The organism is Seongchinamella unica (assembly GCF_004354085.1).
GTDB classification, from domain to species: Bacteria; Pseudomonadota; Gammaproteobacteria; order Pseudomonadales; family Halieaceae; genus Halioglobus; species Halioglobus unicus.
On the sequence record NZ_SMSE01000002.1, the window covers coordinates 418,743 to 433,711 of the forward strand.

Consider the following 14,969-nt stretch of genomic DNA (forward strand, 5'->3'; position numbering starts at 1 on the left):
GCGGAGAACACCATGATAAAGCCCCACGGCTCCGATCAACTGAATCCCCTGTTCGTCTACGACAGCGAAAAACGCCATGCCCTCGTTGCCGAGGCGGAAACCCTGCCCTCCCTGCTGCTCAACTCGGCCGCAGCCGCCAACGCAGTCATGCTCGGTGGCGGTTATTTCAACCCGCTCACCGGTTATATGAATCTGGCGGATGCGATGGCGGTGGCGGAGAACATGCACACCACTTCCGGACTGTTTTTCCCCGTTCCGATCGTCAATATGACAGACGAGACCGGCGTTGAAGTGGGGAGCCGGATCGCCCTGCGCGATCCGAATATGGAAGGCAACCCGGTGCTGGCGATTATGCACGTGGAAGCGGTTGAAGCTGTCAGCGATGAGAAGATCGATTTCATGGCTGAAAAGATCTTCCGCACCCTGGATGACCAGCATCCCGGTGTCGCCACGTTCAAGAGCCTGGGCAAAACCATGCTCTCAGGTCCTGTCGAAGTATTGAACTTTTCTTACTTCCAGGCCGATTTTCCCGATACCTTCCGCACCGCGGTGGAAATCCGCAACGAAATTGCCGAACACGGCTGGGAGAAGGTTGTCGCCTTCCAGACCCGCAATCCCATGCACCGCGCCCATGAAGAGCTGTGCCGTATGGCAATGGACGACCTGGGTGCAGACGGCATTCTGATCCACATGCTGCTCGGCAAGCTGAAGCCGGGCGACATTCCTGCCGACGTGCGCGATGCGGCGATTCGGAAAATGGTCGAGGTTTATTTCCCCGCCAACACCGTGATGATTACCGGATACGGCTTTGACATGCTCTACGCGGGACCGCGCGAAGCGGTGCTGCATGCCGTATTCCGCCAGAACTGTGGCTGTACCCACCTGATCGTCGGCCGCGACCATGCGGGCGTAGGAGATTACTATGGCGGGTTTGATGCGCAGACCATCTTCGACGAGGAGGTGCCCGAGGGCGCGCTGGAGCTGGAAATTTACAAGGCTGACCACACCGCATTCAGCAAGAAGCTGAACAAGGTGGTGATGATGCGCGACGCTCCGGATCACAGCAAGGACGATTTCGTGCTGCTGTCCGGTACTGCAGTGCGTGAGATGCTCGGCAAGGGTATTGCGCCGCCCCCGGAATTCTCCCGTCCGGAAGTGGCAAAAATTCTCTCGGATTATTACCAGTCGCTCGACAGCTGATGAGTCCCCCGGCGTTGGCTCATCCTATTGGATGAGTCTTCGCCCATTGAGGAAAACACCATGGACTACGATATTTTCAACGGCGACGCCGATGGTATCTGTGCGTTGTTGCAACTGCGCAAGGCCGAGCCTCGGGATGCCACCCTGGTGACTGGCGTCAAGCGTGACATCAAGCTGATGGACAAGGTAGAAGCTCGGCCGGGTGACAGGTTGACAGTGCTCGATGTGTCCATGGACAAGAACCGGTCAGGGCTGGACAGAGCACTGGCAGCCGGTGCGTCCGTGTTCTATGTGGATCACCATTTTCCAGGGGAGGTCCCCCGGCATCCAGCTTTGCAGAGCATTATTAACGAGGCGCCGGACGTCTGCACCGCGGCGCTGGTCAACGGGCACCTGCAGGGTGCCCATCTGGACTGGGCGGTTACCGGCGCCTTCGGCGACAACCTGAAAGACACAGCACACTCCCTGGCCAGAGGGATGGATATTTCCAGCGAAGATCTCCAGAAGCTGGAGCAGTTGGGTGTGTGCATCAACTACAACGGCTACGGTCCTGCAATCGAGGACCTGTATTTCGATCCGCAGGACCTGTACCGGCGTTTGCTGGCCGCGGAAAGTGCCCTGGATTTCGTCAACCATTCAGCGGACTTTACCCGTCTCAGTCACGGCTACGCTGCCGACATGGCACGGGCTGCAGATCTGTCGCCAATGCATGCCAGCGACGCGGTGGCCGTGTTTCAGTTGCCCGATGAGGCCTGGGCGCGTCGAGTCAGTGGTGTCTACAGCAATGAACTGGCTACTGCCAACCCCGGGCGTGCTCATGCAGTACTGACCTTGAAAGACAACGGTAACTTCCTGGTGAGTGTGAGGGCGCCGTTGGCCAACAAGCAGGGCGCTGCGGAACTGTGCATGCAGTTTCCCACCGGGGGAGGACGTGCTGCGGCGGCAGGGATCAATGACCTGCCCGCGGACATGCTGGATGAGTTCGTGGCGGCGCTGTCCACTGCTTACAGGAACTAGCTCTTGAGTGGCTCGGCCCCCGCGCTATCCGGGGCCGAATCCGCCAGTTTCTGCACCTGGTCGACAAAGTGCCAGGGCGTGAGCATGGGGGCCAGATCTTCCGCCGCCACCGGTTCGCAGAACAGGTAGCCCTGGATCAGGTGAGCGCCGTTGCCGGTGAGAAAGTGAAATTGCGCTTCGGTTTCCACGCCGGTTGCCAGGACTTTCAGCCCCAGGTGTCTGGCCATAGCGATGATGGCCGTCACCAGCCTGGCACCCGCCTCTGATCTGGTCGCCTCGAGCAGAAAGCTGCGACTGATTTTCAGTTCATCCAGCGGGAAACGGGCGAGATAGCCCAGCGGAGAGTCGCCGGTGCCGAAGTCATCCACCGACAGGTAGACGCCGCTCTCCTTGAGCATCCTGAGTGCCGCCAATGTCTCAGGGTCGTTACTGCACATGATCGCCTCGGTCAGGCCGAGTTCCAGTTGTCGTGGCTCGATGCCGCTCTGGTCGATAGCACTGCCGACCCGCTGGATGAAGTCGTCGCAAAATTGCTCGGCCGAAACATTGATCGCCATCTTCGCCAGTTTCAGGCCCTGGTCGGTAAATTCGCGCAATTGCCGGCAGGCTTCCACCAGCGCCCAGTCACCCAGTTGTCGCATCAGGCCGATGTCCTCAGCAATGGCCACGAACGTGCCTGGCGGTATGTCTCCGAGTTCGGGATGGTTCCAGCGCAGCAGTGCCTCGGCGCCGACGACGGAACCGGAGTGGGTGTCTATCTGGGGCTGGTAATGTAGGGACAGGGCGTTGTTCTCGATCGCTTTACGTAATTCCGATTCCAGGCGAATACGCTCCTCGCCTTCCTTGCCCATACTCGCCGTATACATCTGGATGCCGTCAGTACCGGTCTGCTTGGCATGAAATTTGGCGACGCTGGCTGCCTTTAACAGGCTCTCGACATCCTTGCCATCACCGGGGGAGATGGCGATGCCGATCGCCGGATGCAGTACCAGTTCGTGGCCGTCGACGGTCATCGCTTGGCTCAGGTTCTGGTGCAGGCGGCGGGCGACTGTTTCTGCCGAGGTTGGCGAATCCAGCTGATTGAGGATAACCGTAAATTCATCGCCACTGAGGCGCGCAACATTAATGTCGGTGCCCGGGCCGTCGATCCGGCCTACCGGGTCGCTGTCGCGCACCGTCCGGATAATGCGTTTGCTCGCCTCAAGCAGGAGTTGGTCTCCCGCGCTCAAGCCCAGGGAGTCGTTGACCCGCTTGAAGTCAGCGAGATCGATAAACAGTAGCGCCAGGGTGTGCCCGTTGCGCTGGTTCAGTTTCAACAACAGCTCCAGCTGCGCGGTGAGCAGGTTGCGGTTGGGCAGGGCAGTGAGCCTGTCGTAGTTGGCCAGTCGGTGCAACCGACTCTGGGCTTGTTCGGCCTCACCCACCACCCGGGACAGGGCTTCGTCTCTTTCGGTGAGCTGGGAACTGCGCTCCTCAACCTTGAGGCTGAGCAGGTGTTTGTCGACTTCGTGAACTTTCCTGGAGTCATTGAAGCCCTGGATTACGCTGTTGAACAACCGGGCAATATCCTGCAGCTCGCCGCCGCCCTCGACCTTGATCAGTTCGCGGACCTCTCCCGCGGCCACCGAATCCGCCATGTTCGCCAGATCGCGGAACGGGCGCGTCACCCGGCGGGTAAATACCCAGGCAAGCAGGCCGGAGACCACCGCCAGCCCCAGGCTGAACAGGAACACCCTGAGGCCGGCGCCCAGGGCGGCGGCCCTGACGACACCGCCATCGTGCACCACGTGCAGGTACCCGACCACCCGCTGGCTGGGACTGCCGCTACCGGATGTGAGGGCGATCGCAAAGTCCGCCGGCGTCAGCCCGCTCCTGCCGGTATTGACTTCGGTGAAGACCGGCAGGCTGTGGTATATCACGGAACTGCCACCGGTCAGGGCGGCCCAGAAACCGCTGTCGCGGGGGGCGCCGGTCCGCTGGTCGAAGGAGCGCAGGCCGGTGTCCGCTGCCATCAGCGGGCCGCGTACCAGGCTGAAAGCCGCCGGCTTGATGTCTGCGGTACCGGGTCGTTTTACCTGGGCCAGTTTGTCCCCCAGGCCACTGAATGCCTGGGCGTAGACACTGCTTTGTTCAGCGATGAAATCTTCCAGGGCGGTCGTCAGTTTTGCGCTGTCTTCACTGTAGATGAAATATTGCAGGCCGGGGTTGCCGAGCAGTCGTGATTCGGTTCGTTCAACCGCGCGCTCGAATTGCACGCGGTATTCCCGGGCGGCGGTGGCCAGGCCCGCCACGATCCCTATCACCGCAATCGCCGCGGCGAACAACAGGCTGAATCGCGTGGCGATGCTCATACAGGCTGCACCGCGCTGACGACAACGCAGACGCGCGTGAGACAATTCATGTCGATGTGCCCCTTACTCCCTGCCTTGGGAACTGTTATTGATTTTCCGCCGGGCCGTTGCCTGCTTCCCGGAATCCATGGAAAAACTAGTTATTGCACTAAAAATATCACGAGGCGAGGAAGCGATGCAATGAAGCGCAGCGCTCGGGGCAGGTTCTTGTTCCCGGGCAACCGGGAATGCTGAATTTTATCCCTCCATGCTCGGGGTGTCGCAGTAACCTTGCTCGCCGCCACCGTACCAGTGCACGGAGTCTACCTCCGGGTTGAGGGCGACACCCGCCCGATAGCGTTCGACCACGTCGGGGGTCGATATAAAGGGACGGCCCAGGGATACGGCGTCTGCGTATCCGCTGTCGATGGCATGGCTGGCGCTGGCCTGGTTATAGCAGCCGTTGACCATGAGCGCGCCGGAATACAGGGTGCGCAGGTCGGCGGGGCAGAATGCGTTGGTATCAGCGGCCGTTGATGTGCTGACCGCCACCGAGTCAAACCCGCGCTCCACAATCTCAAGGAAGGCCAGGTCGCGTTTGTCCAGTTCCGCTGCGGCATGGCTGAAGATGCTTCCGGGGTCGCTGTCTTTGCAATCCCAGGTTTCGGTAAACGGTGACAGTCGCACCGACACCCGCTCCGCACCGATTGCCCCACACACCGAATCGGTGACTTCCAGCAGGAACCTGGCCCTGTTCGCCACACTGCCGCCGTAGTTGTCGCTGCGTCGGTTGACGCCGTCTCGCAGAAACTGGTCGATGAGGTAGCCGCTGGCGGCATGTACCTGGACGCCATCAAAGCCCGCCTCCAGGGCGCATTCGGCCGCCAGGCGGTATTGTTCCACCACGCCGGGGATCTCCTGTCGGGATAGCGCCCTTGGCGGCGTGCATGGCTCGAAGCCATTGGCCGTGAAGGTGTTGATTGCACCGGCCGTGGCCGAGGAGCACACCGGTGGCTGGCCGTCGGCCTGGAAGCAGGCGTGCGACACTCGCCCCACGTGCCAGATCTGGCAAATCATCGTGCCCCCCCGGGCGTGAACAGCATCGGTTACCCGGCGCCAGCCGGCGACTTGCGCATCACTGTGTATCCCGGGTGTGGCAATCGACCCGGTGCCCTGTACCGATACCTGGGTTGCCTCACTGATAATCAGGCCGGCACCGGCGCGCTGCGCGTAGTAACGCACCATGGCTTCGTTCGGCACACGGTCGGGAGCGCGTGCCCGGGTCATGGGAGCCATCGCCAGGCGATTGTTCATGGCCAGCGCGCCCAGTTTAACGCTGCTGAAAAGGGAACTGCTGTTGGTCATGGGGTCAGCCTCGGGGTTCTGGGGTATTATCGCGCCGGGGGACCGGATTGCCAGCAGTGGGGAGCAATGGCGATGTTTGGTCCAGCTCTCCAGACTATGTCCCGGTTCGGTTGTCCACTCGGCCAACAACCCAGTATGCTAGGCCCTCGAATTTGGGTAACACAGAATAGATTAATGATTGATCAGTTGTTGATTGCCGGTTTATTCCTGTGCCTGCTGGGCAGCCTGATCTTTACTGACTGGCCGGCAGTCTGGGTATTCACCTGTGCCATGCTGTCGGCGTATTTCCTCGGGTTGGTGGACACGGCCGACGTGCTGACGAAAGCGTCCAACAGCGGATTGATGACCCTGATTCTGTTATTGCTGGTCTCCGTGGGCCTGGAAAAGTTGTCCTGGCTGACCCGCATGTCGGGCAAGCTGATCACCCCGGGCTATAACGCCAGCCTGCTGCGCCTGGGGGCTGTCACCGCGTTTTTCTCGGCGTTCGTCAACAATACCGCAGTGGTCGCCACGCTGGCGCACACGGTACGCAGTAACAAGCATCATCCCGCCTCCCGGTTACTGATCCCCCTGTCCTATGCGGCCATTCTCGGTGGCACCATGACCCTGATCGGGACGTCCACCAACCTGATTGTCAGCAGCTTTCTCGAGGATGTTACCGGCCAGGGTCTGGCTTTCTTTGATTTTTTGCTGGTGGGGCTGTCGGTGACGGTCCTGGGGCTGCTGACACTGCTTTTCAGTGCTCGCTTGCTGCCGGTCTCGGAGGATAGCAGCATCGACATCAACGAGTACCTGATCGAAGCGGAGGTGGCAGGGGACTCGCCGCTGGTGGGCAAGACCATTATGGATAACCGCCTGCGTGACCTGGAAGACCTGTTCCTGGTGGAGATCGTCCGCGATGAACACCTGATTTCACCGGTATCACCCAACGAATTCATCGAAGCTGGCGACAAGCTGATTTTTTCCGGTGACATCAACCAGGTTAACGCCCTGGAACAATTCGCGGGTCTGCAGTTGTTCGCGGTGGAAGAGGGCCTGCTGCGAGAGAACATGGTCGAGGTTATCGTCATGCCCAACGCCTCGATCGAGGGCAAGACCATAAAGGACAGCGGCTTTCGCTCACTGTTCGATGCGGCGGTTGTAGGAATGCGCAGGGGCGGCAAGCGTCTGTCCGGAAAGCTGGGGAACATCACGATCCAGGCCGGTGACAATATGATGCTTGCGGTGGGGGCTGACTTCAACGAGCGCAAGAACCTGGACAAGAATTTTGTCGTGGTTGATGAATCGGTGGGTGGGGTAAAGACAACCCCGGTGCAGAACTACAGCATTACTGCGATTCTGGTGGCGGTGATCGCCCTCGCAACCCTGGACATTGTGCCGCTAATCAAGGGTATGACTTTCCTGCTGGTCTGTATGCTGGTGATGGGGGTGGTACGCGGGTCCGAATTACGGCGACGCTTCCCCTTTGAACTGTGGTTGATCATTGCTTCAGCCCTGACATTATCGCAGGCGCTGACCAATGCGGGCGTGGTAGGCGTCATGGCGAATTTTCTGCACGATCACCTGGCGGTGCTTGGACCCTACGCAGCCCTGGCCGGAATTTATTTCGGTACGCTGCTGCTGACCGAACTGATGACCAATAATGCCGCCGCTGCACTGGTGTTTCCGATCGCCTTTGGCCTGGCGGAAAGTTACGGTTTGTCCCACATGCCCTTTGTGATGGCGGTAGCTTTTGGCGCCAGTGCCAGTTTCCTGACGCCCTATGGCTATACCACCAATCTCATGGTCCAGAACCTGGGTGGCTACTCGCTGAAGGATTACTTCCGGACGGGGCTGCCGGTGTCCGTTGTCTACTCCGCGGCCGTGATTGTTCTGTTACCCAGGGTGTTCCCATTCTGAAGACAGGCCAGGCCCGGCCCGGCGCTCAGGCCCTTCGCCGATTCGCTGATTCGCGATCGAGTCCAGTCAGTACCCCCACAGGGCAGCCGGCGCTGGCTGCGAGGTCATGCGGTTGCTTCACCGCGCCCTTACTCGCGCATCCGGGTCACGGTTGTGTGTCCATCGGCGTGGTCACCTTAATAGTTGTACCATCCTGGCGTATTTGATCGATGATCGTTATTGCCAGCGAAAATGAGTGGTCTGGTGGTTGCCCGGTGCCAGCGCCAACCATAAGCTCCCTCCTGTTGCCGGAAGGAGACCCATTGATGGCAGAACCTACATTACTGGAACGCGTAGACCGGTTGGAGTCACTGGATGAGATTCGCCAGCTGGCGGCCAAGTACTCCCTGTCGCTGGACATGCGCGACCTCGATTCACACGTCAACCTCTTTGCCGAAGATATCAGGGTGAGTCGGGAAAAGGTGGGGCGGTCGCACCTCAAGCGCTGGCTGGACGATACCCTGCGACTGCAGTTTACCGGTACGTCCCACCATATAGGCAATCACATCATCGAATTTGACGATGCGGATCATGCCCGGGGTGTGGTGTACAGCAAGAATGAACACGAAACGCCGCGCGCCGACGGGAGCAGCGAATGGGTGATCATGCAGATGCTGTACTGGGATAATTACGAACGCATCCGCGGTCGCTGGTATTTTCGCCGGCGCTTGCCCTGCTACTGGTACGCAACCGATATCACCAGACCCCCGGTAGGGGATAACAAAATGCGCTGGCCGGATCGCGAGCCCTACAGCGGTGCCTATCATGAGCTGTGGCCCTCCTGGCAGGAGTTCTGGTCCAGCCCGCCGCAGGAGGACGAGCCGGAGGTTGCTCCCCCGGCGCCGTTGGAGCAGTTTCTGCTGACAATGCGCCGCGGGGCGGCGGAGCCCAAAATCAGAGTGCGCTAGGAGAGTACAGGATGGATTTATTCACGCCGCTGGAACTGGGCGAATTGCAGTTGCGCAACCGGATTGTAATGGCGCCCATGACCCGCAGTCGGGCGGGCGCTGAGGCGCTGCCCAATGCGTTGATGGTCGAGTATTACCGGCAGCGGGCAGGCGCTGGACTGATCGTGTCCGAGGGAATTGCCCCCAGTGCCAATGGCCTGGGTTATTGCCGTACCCCCGGCATTTATAATTCTGCGCAGGTGAGCGCATGGCGCCAGGTGACCGACGCGGTACACGAAGCGGGTGGCAGCATTGCAGCCCAGTTGATGCACGTGGGCCGGGTAGCGAGTCATTACAATAAACCGGACGGTGCCGAAACCGTGGCGCCGTCGGCTATTGCCGCCAGTGCTGAGATTTATACGGACCAGGCTGCCATGCAACCCATGGATGCACCCCGGGCCCTGACCACTGCGGAAGTGGCGGGGGTCGTGGAAGAGTATCGCCAGGCCGCGGAAAATGCTTTTGACGCCGGTTTTGACGCCGTGGAATTGCACTGTACCAGCGGCTATCTGCCGGCCCAGTTTTTGTCGACGGGCACCAACCGGCGCGAGGACCAGTATGGCGGCAGCGTGGCGAACCGCGCCCGCTTTGTGCTGGAAGTACTGGAGGCGATCGCCACTGTCCGTGGCGCCGCTCGCATCGGGATGCGGATCTGTCCGGATAATCCCTTCAACGATCTGGTCGACGAAGACCCCGGCGAAACCTTTGGCTACCTGCTGGAACATGCCGCGGCGATGGAACTCGCCTACCTCCATGTGATTCGCCTGCCGGCCGGCCGGGTGGACAATCTCGCCCTCGGGCAGGCCTGGTTTGGCGATCGGTTGATCGGCAATGACAGTTTCAGCCTGGAGGAAGCGACGGCAGCCGTCGCCGCCGGCCAACTGAGCGCCGTGTCGTTTGGTCGCAGCTTCATCGCCAATCCCGACCTGCCACAGCGCTGGCGATTGGGCGCCGGGCTGGCGACATTTGATGCCGCGACCCTGTATACGCCAGGGGCGCGGGGCTACACCGATTATCCGCCGCTGGCCGGCGATCATGCCAATACCGCGATTACGCAGGGAGGATGACATGCCTGTTCAACCCGTAGATCTCACTGGACGCAAAATACTGATCACTGGCCCCACCGGCCAGGTCGCCCTGCCGGTGGTTGCGCACTACGCGGCCATCGCTGACGTCTACGCCCTGGCGAGATTCAGTAAGGCCGAAGATCGGGAGAAAGTGGAGCGTCTTGGCGCCACCGCGATTCAGGCTGACCTGGCCAGGCCCGAGACCCTGGCCGGGATTCCGGATGACATCGACTATGTACTGAACTTTGCGGTGGTCAAGACCGGTGACTTTGATTACGACCTGGCGGCCAATGCCGAGGGGGTGGGGCACCTCATGCAGCGTTGTGCCAGCGCCAGCAGCTTTTTGCACTTTTCTTCAACGGCGGTGTACGAGTACGCCGGGCATGAACCGCGTGATGAAACATCGCCGCTGGGGGATAACCACCGGGTAATGTTCCCGACCTACAGTATTTCGAAAATAGCGGCGGAAACCGTGTGTCGTTTTGTTGCCCACAGCCAGGGAATTCCCACCACAATTGCCCGCCTGAGCGTGCCGTACGGAGACAACGGTGGCTGGATGTATTTTCACCTGTTGATGATGCAACAGGGGATTCCCATTGAACTGCACCCGGAAAAACCGAATTACTACAATCCGCTGCATGTGAATGACTATATCGAAAAAATCCCCTACCTGCTGGCGGCGGCCAGCCCCGACGTTACCACGGTAAACTTCGGGGGTTCGCAACAGGTCAGTATTGAACAGTGGTGTGCGTACCTCAGTGAGCTGACCGGTCTGGAACCGGTATTCGCGGAAAATCCCAGGAGCTTTGGCAGCCTGGCCATCGACACTGGGAAAATGCATCGCCTGATTGGCCCGACCCGGGTCGATTGGCGCGAGGGAATTCGCAGCCAGGTCGAACACCTGGCCCCGGAGCTTTTGCAGGATAAACGCTGAGAGTTACTTGACGGCAGCGCCGCCGTCGACCGACAGTATCTGGCCGGTGATGAACGAGGCCCGATCGCTGCACAGGAACACGACAGCCTCGGCGATTTCTTCCGGTTCGCCGAGCCGGTTCATCACTGCGGCGCGCTTCAATCCTTCGGCCATTTCCGGTTGCTCTTTGAAATACTTCTCTACACCCGGTGTCCTGATCACGCCCGGGGATACGGCGTTGATGCGGATGCCTTTGGCACCATATTCTGCGGCAGAGCTTTTGGTGAGCAGATTGACGCCGCTCTTGGCAGCTGCGTAGGCGGTGTTAAAGGCCTGGCCTCGCAGTGAAGCGTTGGAGGAAATGTTGACGATGGCGCCACCACCCTGGGCGAGCATCAGCGGTATTTCGTATTTCATGCAGAGCCACGTATTGGTGAGGCACATCTGCAGGGTCTCGTCAAATACTGCGCGCTCGTACTCGTGGATAGGCCCGGAGCCCCTGCTCAACGCGGCGCCGTTACAGGCGATATCCAGGCGTCCGTAGCTGGCAGCCACCGTATCGATCATGGCCCTGACCGAATCCTCATCGCTGACATCGCCAAAACTGAATATGGCCTCGCCGCCCGCTGCACGTATCTGTGCCACGGTCTCTTCGCCCATTTCCCGGTTGAAGTCAGCGACCACCACGCTGGCGCCCTCGGCAGCGCAACGTGTGGCGATTGCCCGGCCTATGCCCTGGCCAGCTCCGGTGACGATGCCGACCTTGTTATCCAGTAATCCCATTAATGCCTCCAGCAGAGAATGAACCGTATCATGGGCGGGGCCTCGACTGCGCCACCTGCCGTTGCGAGGATCCATTGTCCCTCGGGGACTTTATGATAGGCTGAGGTTTTGGCGAGAATAGGGCCACTGCGGTCAATTTAATAAACATAATCTTCCGGCACTGATATGTACGAAGTTACGATACCTGTCCACAAGGTTCTGCGTCTGTTTGATTACCTTGAAAAGCTTGGCCTGGAAGCGGAGCCGATCGCTGCCCGGGCCGGACTTTCGCGCAAGGCCATCCTCAAGCTTGAGCCGGGCGCTACCCTGCCGGGCCAGCAGTACTCGAGGCTCTACAAGCAGGCGGTGCTGGAAATGCAGACACTCAAACAACCCTTGCCCTGGGCGGCGGGGGTTGGCAGCGAAGCCTTTGAGCTGATGTGTCACTGCATGATCAGTGCCCGCACCCTGGGCGACGCAATAGGGCTGGCCGAGCGCTACGAAAAAATGCTGTACCCCATGATAGGCCACCGGGTGTGGCTGGAGGTGGCAGGAGATACCGCGAAGCTGGGTTACCAGATCCGCTTTACCGAGCGCGGCTCCGCGGCCCTGGTGCCGGATGATTGGGATCGGGCCGATTATCAGGATACCGTCGCCAAGGCATCCGGCCTGTTGATCTGGCATGCGCTGTGCGGCTGGCTGGTAGGCGAGTCGCTGGAGATAGAGCAGGCCAATATTTCGGCACCGTTTCTCAATGCCGCGTACCATGACAGCCTCTCTGCGACCTTTCACAGCAATGTCCTGTTCGACGCCGACGATACCTATTTCAGCTTTGCTGCCGAGCAGTTGCAACGACGGATTGTCCACACTTCGGATTCCCTGCGGGAACTGCTGGATAACGCGATTTACCAGCTGATTCTTATCGAGCGCAGACCTGCGAGCACCAGTGCCGCCATCAAGTCGCTTATCAGTATCGACCTGAGCCGGGGACTGCCTTCCTTTGCCGACATGGCTGCGCAGTTGCACATGTCGGAATCAAGCCTGCGCCGTCGCCTGCAGAGTGAATCCACCAGTTACCAGCAGTTGAAAGACGAGGTCAGGTGCCAGGTGGCCATCGACAAGTTACTCAATGAGGGTGCGAGGATTGCCGACCTGTCAGATTACCTCGGATTTACCGAGCCCAGCTCTTTCGTGCGCTCCTTCAAGAACTGGACCGGGGAGACCCCGCGCAGTTATCGTGAGAAGATCCTGGCCCTGGGTGACGATCCCGACTGAACTGAAAAGTCTGCCGATTTGGCTGTTGTGGTTGCAACCCAGGTCTCGTATATCGAGGATAATGGTGATTCTTTTTCAGGTCATCGGAGAAAAGTTGATGCAATTAGCAAACAAGGTAGCGCTGGTTACCGGCGCGGGTCAGGGAGTAGGGCAGGGAATCGCCCTGGCACTGGCAGCTGAAGGGGCGCGGGTCGCGGTCACCGGGCGCACCCTGTCCAAACTGGAAACCACCTGCGAGATGATCGAGGAGCGGGGTGGCCAGGCGCTGGCTGTAGAGTGCCAGGTAAAGTCACTCGAATCACTGGCCGCTTGTGTCGATGCGGTGGTGAGCCACTTCGGCGGACTGCAGATACTGGTGAATAATGCCCAGGAGGTTCCCCTGGGCACGCTGGAGCAGGTCACCGATGAAGCGTTTACCGCGGGGTTTGAATCCGGTCCCCTGGCGACGCTGCGGATGATGAAACTCTGTTACCCTCATCTCAAGGGAGAGGGGGTGATCATCAATCTTGCCAGTTCCGCCGGCAAGCGATGGGATATGAGTGGTTACGGGGCCTATGCCGCGACCAAGGAAGCAATCCGTGCCCTGACCCGAGCGGCCGCCTGCGAATGGGGCTGCGAAGGTATCCGCAGCAATGTCATCATGCCCCATGCCAAATCTCCCGGTCTGGCCTGGTGGATGGATAACAACCCGGACGAGGCGGCTGAGTTTGTCGCCAGAATTCCGCAACGGCGAGTGGGTGACTGCGAGCAGGACATCGGGCGCTTTGTTGCCCTGCTGTGCGGTGAGGGTTCGGCTTACGTGAACGGCCAGACCATCGGTCTTGACGGTGGCCAGGCCTTGATATCATAGGACAGTTGTATGCGGGTTATGGTTACAGGCGGTACCGGATTTATCGGCTACCACACGGTGCTGGCACTGCGTGCGGCAGGCCTTGAAGTGAGCCTGTTGGTGCGTTCGGTTGCCAAGATGGAGCGCATCTATGGCAAAGGGGTAATAACGCATTACACAGAGGGCGACATCGGCGATGCCGACTCGGTGAATGCGGCGCTCGAGGGGTGTGACGGCGTGGTGCATGTGGCTGCGCTGGTATCGACCCGGGCGGCGGACGCGGACCGGGTATTCCAGACCAACCTGGAGGGGGCGCACAACGTGCTGGGGGGCGCTGTGGCGTGTGGGCTGCAGACCATCATTCATGTCTCCAGTGTAACCGCGTTGTACGATCCCTCAGCGGCGTTGCTGGACGAGGATTCACCACCCGGGCCCAATCCGATCGGCTATGGTCGCTCCAAGGTGGCTTGTGAAAAGTATGCTCGCTCGCTGCAGGCGGAAGGCCACCCCGTCTACATCACCTATCCGGCCACGGTTCTGGGCCCGGACGCACCGGAGATGACTGAGGCTCACACGGGGCTGGAAACCTACCTGAGCAAGTTCGTGCCGCTGATGAGCAGCGGTACCCAGTACGTCGACGCCAGGGACATTGCCGCGGTTCACGCGCACATTATCCAGTATGAAGTCCCGAGCAATCGCTACGTCCTGGGCGGTCATTATCTCAGCTGGAAGGCCCTGGCGCCTGTGCTCGAGTCGATCACCGGGAGCAAGATCGTGACCCTGCCCATGAGTGGCGGGCTGATGCGCCTGGCAGGCAGTCTCGCCGACCGCTTGGCGCCGGTCCTGCCGCTGGATCTGCCGATCAGCCGGGAGGGGCTCAACTATGCGACGCAATGGGCCATGCTCGATAACCGGCGCGTAGAAACCGAGCTGGATTTTCAGTTCCGGCCGGTGGAAGAAACCCTGGCTGACAGCATTCGCTGGCTTTATCAGCAGGGCGAGATATCCGCTCGCGCGGCCGGCAGGCTGGCGCTTTAGCCGAACAAGGCATGGACGAAACCGGTATTATTCCAGCCGGGACTTTGTTCTCTCCCGGAATTTGGCCTAAAATCACAAAACCATGTCCCTTATCAATATCCTGAAGTCGTGTTACATGTTGTAATATGTGCGGGTATCGGGGCGGGAAGTCGCTCTTGACCGCGCCCCGGCGTGGACACGATATGGGAAAAAGTACCGCCGGCAGGATGGGCGGCAGGCCTCGCGTCCAATAGACACGAACCGCAATCGGACCGGCGACAAGAATCGCCAGATAATGAACCGACGCGT

Annotated in this window: 12 protein-coding genes; 9 read left to right on the top strand and 3 right to left on the bottom strand. The window is 60.0% G+C overall.

Going from position 1 to position 14,969, the window contains the following annotated elements; translation table 11 throughout:
- The first annotated feature begins 12 nt into the window (after window positions 1-12).
- Window positions 13-1,200: a sulfate adenylyltransferase gene (gene sat, locus E2F43_RS08995; protein WP_133211823.1), complete on the top strand. Its 1,188-nt coding sequence runs from the start codon at window positions 13-15 to the stop codon at window positions 1,198-1,200.
- A gap of 60 nt (window positions 1,201-1,260) precedes the next feature.
- On the top strand, window positions 1,261-2,217 hold the full coding sequence (locus E2F43_RS09000) for a DHH family phosphoesterase (RefSeq protein ID WP_133211825.1): 957 nt from the start codon (window positions 1,261-1,263) through the stop codon (window positions 2,215-2,217).
- On the opposite strand, the gene E2F43_RS09005 is transcribed toward E2F43_RS09000, so the two are convergent.
- Window positions 2,214-4,568 (bottom strand): putative bifunctional diguanylate cyclase/phosphodiesterase, encoded by a 2,355-nt coding sequence (locus E2F43_RS09005; RefSeq protein WP_133211827.1) that lies wholly within the window; start codon window positions 4,566-4,568, stop codon window positions 2,214-2,216. The two genes, E2F43_RS09000 and E2F43_RS09005, sit on opposite strands and share 4 nt — an antisense overlap.
- Before the next feature lie 237 nt (window positions 4,569-4,805).
- Window positions 4,806-5,912 (bottom strand): alkene reductase, encoded by a 1,107-nt coding sequence (locus E2F43_RS09010; RefSeq protein ID WP_133211829.1) that lies wholly within the window; start codon window positions 5,910-5,912, stop codon window positions 4,806-4,808.
- Window positions 5,913-6,086: 174 nt separating this feature from the next.
- Here E2F43_RS09010 and E2F43_RS09015 point away from each other — a divergent pair, with 174 nt between their 5' ends.
- The 4 genes from E2F43_RS09015 (at window position 6,087) to E2F43_RS09030 (ending at window position 10,798) form a co-directional block, all read left to right on the top strand.
- Complete coding sequence (locus E2F43_RS09015; protein WP_133211831.1) at window positions 6,087-7,811, top strand: SLC13 family permease; 1,725 nt, start codon at window positions 6,087-6,089, stop codon at window positions 7,809-7,811.
- A 305-nt stretch (window positions 7,812-8,116) separates the two neighbouring features.
- Window positions 8,117-8,758: a nuclear transport factor 2 family protein gene (locus E2F43_RS09020; protein WP_133211833.1), complete on the top strand. Its 642-nt coding sequence runs from the start codon at window positions 8,117-8,119 to the stop codon at window positions 8,756-8,758.
- 11 nt (window positions 8,759-8,769) lie between these two features.
- The gene (locus E2F43_RS09025) at window positions 8,770-9,864 is read left to right on the top strand and encodes an alkene reductase (RefSeq protein WP_133211835.1); all 1,095 of its coding nucleotides are present in this window, start codon (window positions 8,770-8,772) and stop codon (window positions 9,862-9,864) included.
- 1 nt (window position 9,865) lies between these two features.
- Window positions 9,866-10,798, top strand: a complete 933-nt coding sequence (locus tag E2F43_RS09030; protein ID WP_133211837.1) for an NAD-dependent epimerase/dehydratase family protein — start codon at window positions 9,866-9,868, stop codon at window positions 10,796-10,798.
- A 3-nt stretch (window positions 10,799-10,801) separates the two neighbouring features.
- On the opposite strand, the gene E2F43_RS09035 is transcribed toward E2F43_RS09030, so the two are convergent.
- Window positions 10,802-11,560 carry an SDR family NAD(P)-dependent oxidoreductase gene (locus tag E2F43_RS09035; protein WP_133211839.1) on the bottom strand — a complete coding sequence of 253 codons (759 nt, stop codon included), beginning with the start codon at window positions 11,558-11,560 and terminating at the stop codon, window positions 10,802-10,804.
- A 165-nt stretch (window positions 11,561-11,725) separates the two neighbouring features.
- Here E2F43_RS09035 and E2F43_RS09040 point away from each other — a divergent pair, with 165 nt between their 5' ends.
- The 3 genes from E2F43_RS09040 to E2F43_RS09050 all read left to right on the top strand — a co-directional run bounded on the left by E2F43_RS09040 (window position 11,726) and on the right by E2F43_RS09050 (window position 14,681).
- Window positions 11,726-12,814, top strand: a complete 1,089-nt coding sequence (locus E2F43_RS09040) for an AraC family transcriptional regulator (RefSeq protein ID WP_133211841.1) — start codon at window positions 11,726-11,728, stop codon at window positions 12,812-12,814.
- A gap of 97 nt (window positions 12,815-12,911) precedes the next feature.
- Entirely contained in the window at window positions 12,912-13,664 is a 753-nt protein-coding gene (locus tag E2F43_RS09045) for an SDR family NAD(P)-dependent oxidoreductase (RefSeq protein WP_133211843.1), read from the top strand.
- A gap of 9 nt (window positions 13,665-13,673) precedes the next feature.
- Window positions 13,674-14,681 (top strand): SDR family NAD(P)-dependent oxidoreductase, encoded by a 1,008-nt coding sequence (locus tag E2F43_RS09050; protein ID WP_133211845.1) that lies wholly within the window; start codon window positions 13,674-13,676, stop codon window positions 14,679-14,681.
- The last annotated feature ends 288 nt before the right edge of the window (window positions 14,682-14,969 follow it).

Excerpts from the sequence above, each read along its gene's own strand:
- E2F43_RS09030 (WP_133211837.1), top strand. The coding sequence starts at position 9,866 with ATGCCTGTTCAACCCGTAGATCTCACTGGACGCAAAATACTGATCACT.
- E2F43_RS09050 (WP_133211845.1), top strand. The coding sequence starts at position 13,674 with ATGCGGGTTATGGTTACAGGCGGTACCGGATTTATCGGCTACCACACG.
- E2F43_RS09045 (WP_133211843.1), top strand. The coding sequence starts at position 12,912 with ATGCAATTAGCAAACAAGGTAGCGCTGGTTACCGGCGCGGGTCAGGGA.
- E2F43_RS09025 (WP_133211835.1), top strand. The coding sequence starts at position 8,770 with ATGGATTTATTCACGCCGCTGGAACTGGGCGAATTGCAGTTGCGCAAC.
- E2F43_RS09015 (WP_133211831.1), top strand. The coding sequence starts at position 6,087 with ATGATTGATCAGTTGTTGATTGCCGGTTTATTCCTGTGCCTGCTGGGC.
- E2F43_RS09000 (WP_133211825.1), top strand. The coding sequence starts at position 1,261 with ATGGACTACGATATTTTCAACGGCGACGCCGATGGTATCTGTGCGTTG.
- E2F43_RS09010 (WP_133211829.1), bottom strand. The coding sequence starts at position 5,912 with ATGACCAACAGCAGTTCCCTTTTCAGCAGCGTTAAACTGGGCGCGCTG.
- E2F43_RS09035 (WP_133211839.1), bottom strand. The coding sequence starts at position 11,560 with ATGGGATTACTGGATAACAAGGTCGGCATCGTCACCGGAGCTGGCCAG.
- E2F43_RS09020 (WP_133211833.1), top strand. The coding sequence starts at position 8,117 with ATGGCAGAACCTACATTACTGGAACGCGTAGACCGGTTGGAGTCACTG.
- E2F43_RS09040 (WP_133211841.1), top strand. The coding sequence starts at position 11,726 with ATGTACGAAGTTACGATACCTGTCCACAAGGTTCTGCGTCTGTTTGAT.
- sat (WP_133211823.1), top strand. The coding sequence starts at position 13 with ATGATAAAGCCCCACGGCTCCGATCAACTGAATCCCCTGTTCGTCTAC.
- E2F43_RS09005 (WP_133211827.1), bottom strand. The coding sequence starts at position 4,568 with ATGAGCATCGCCACGCGATTCAGCCTGTTGTTCGCCGCGGCGATTGCG.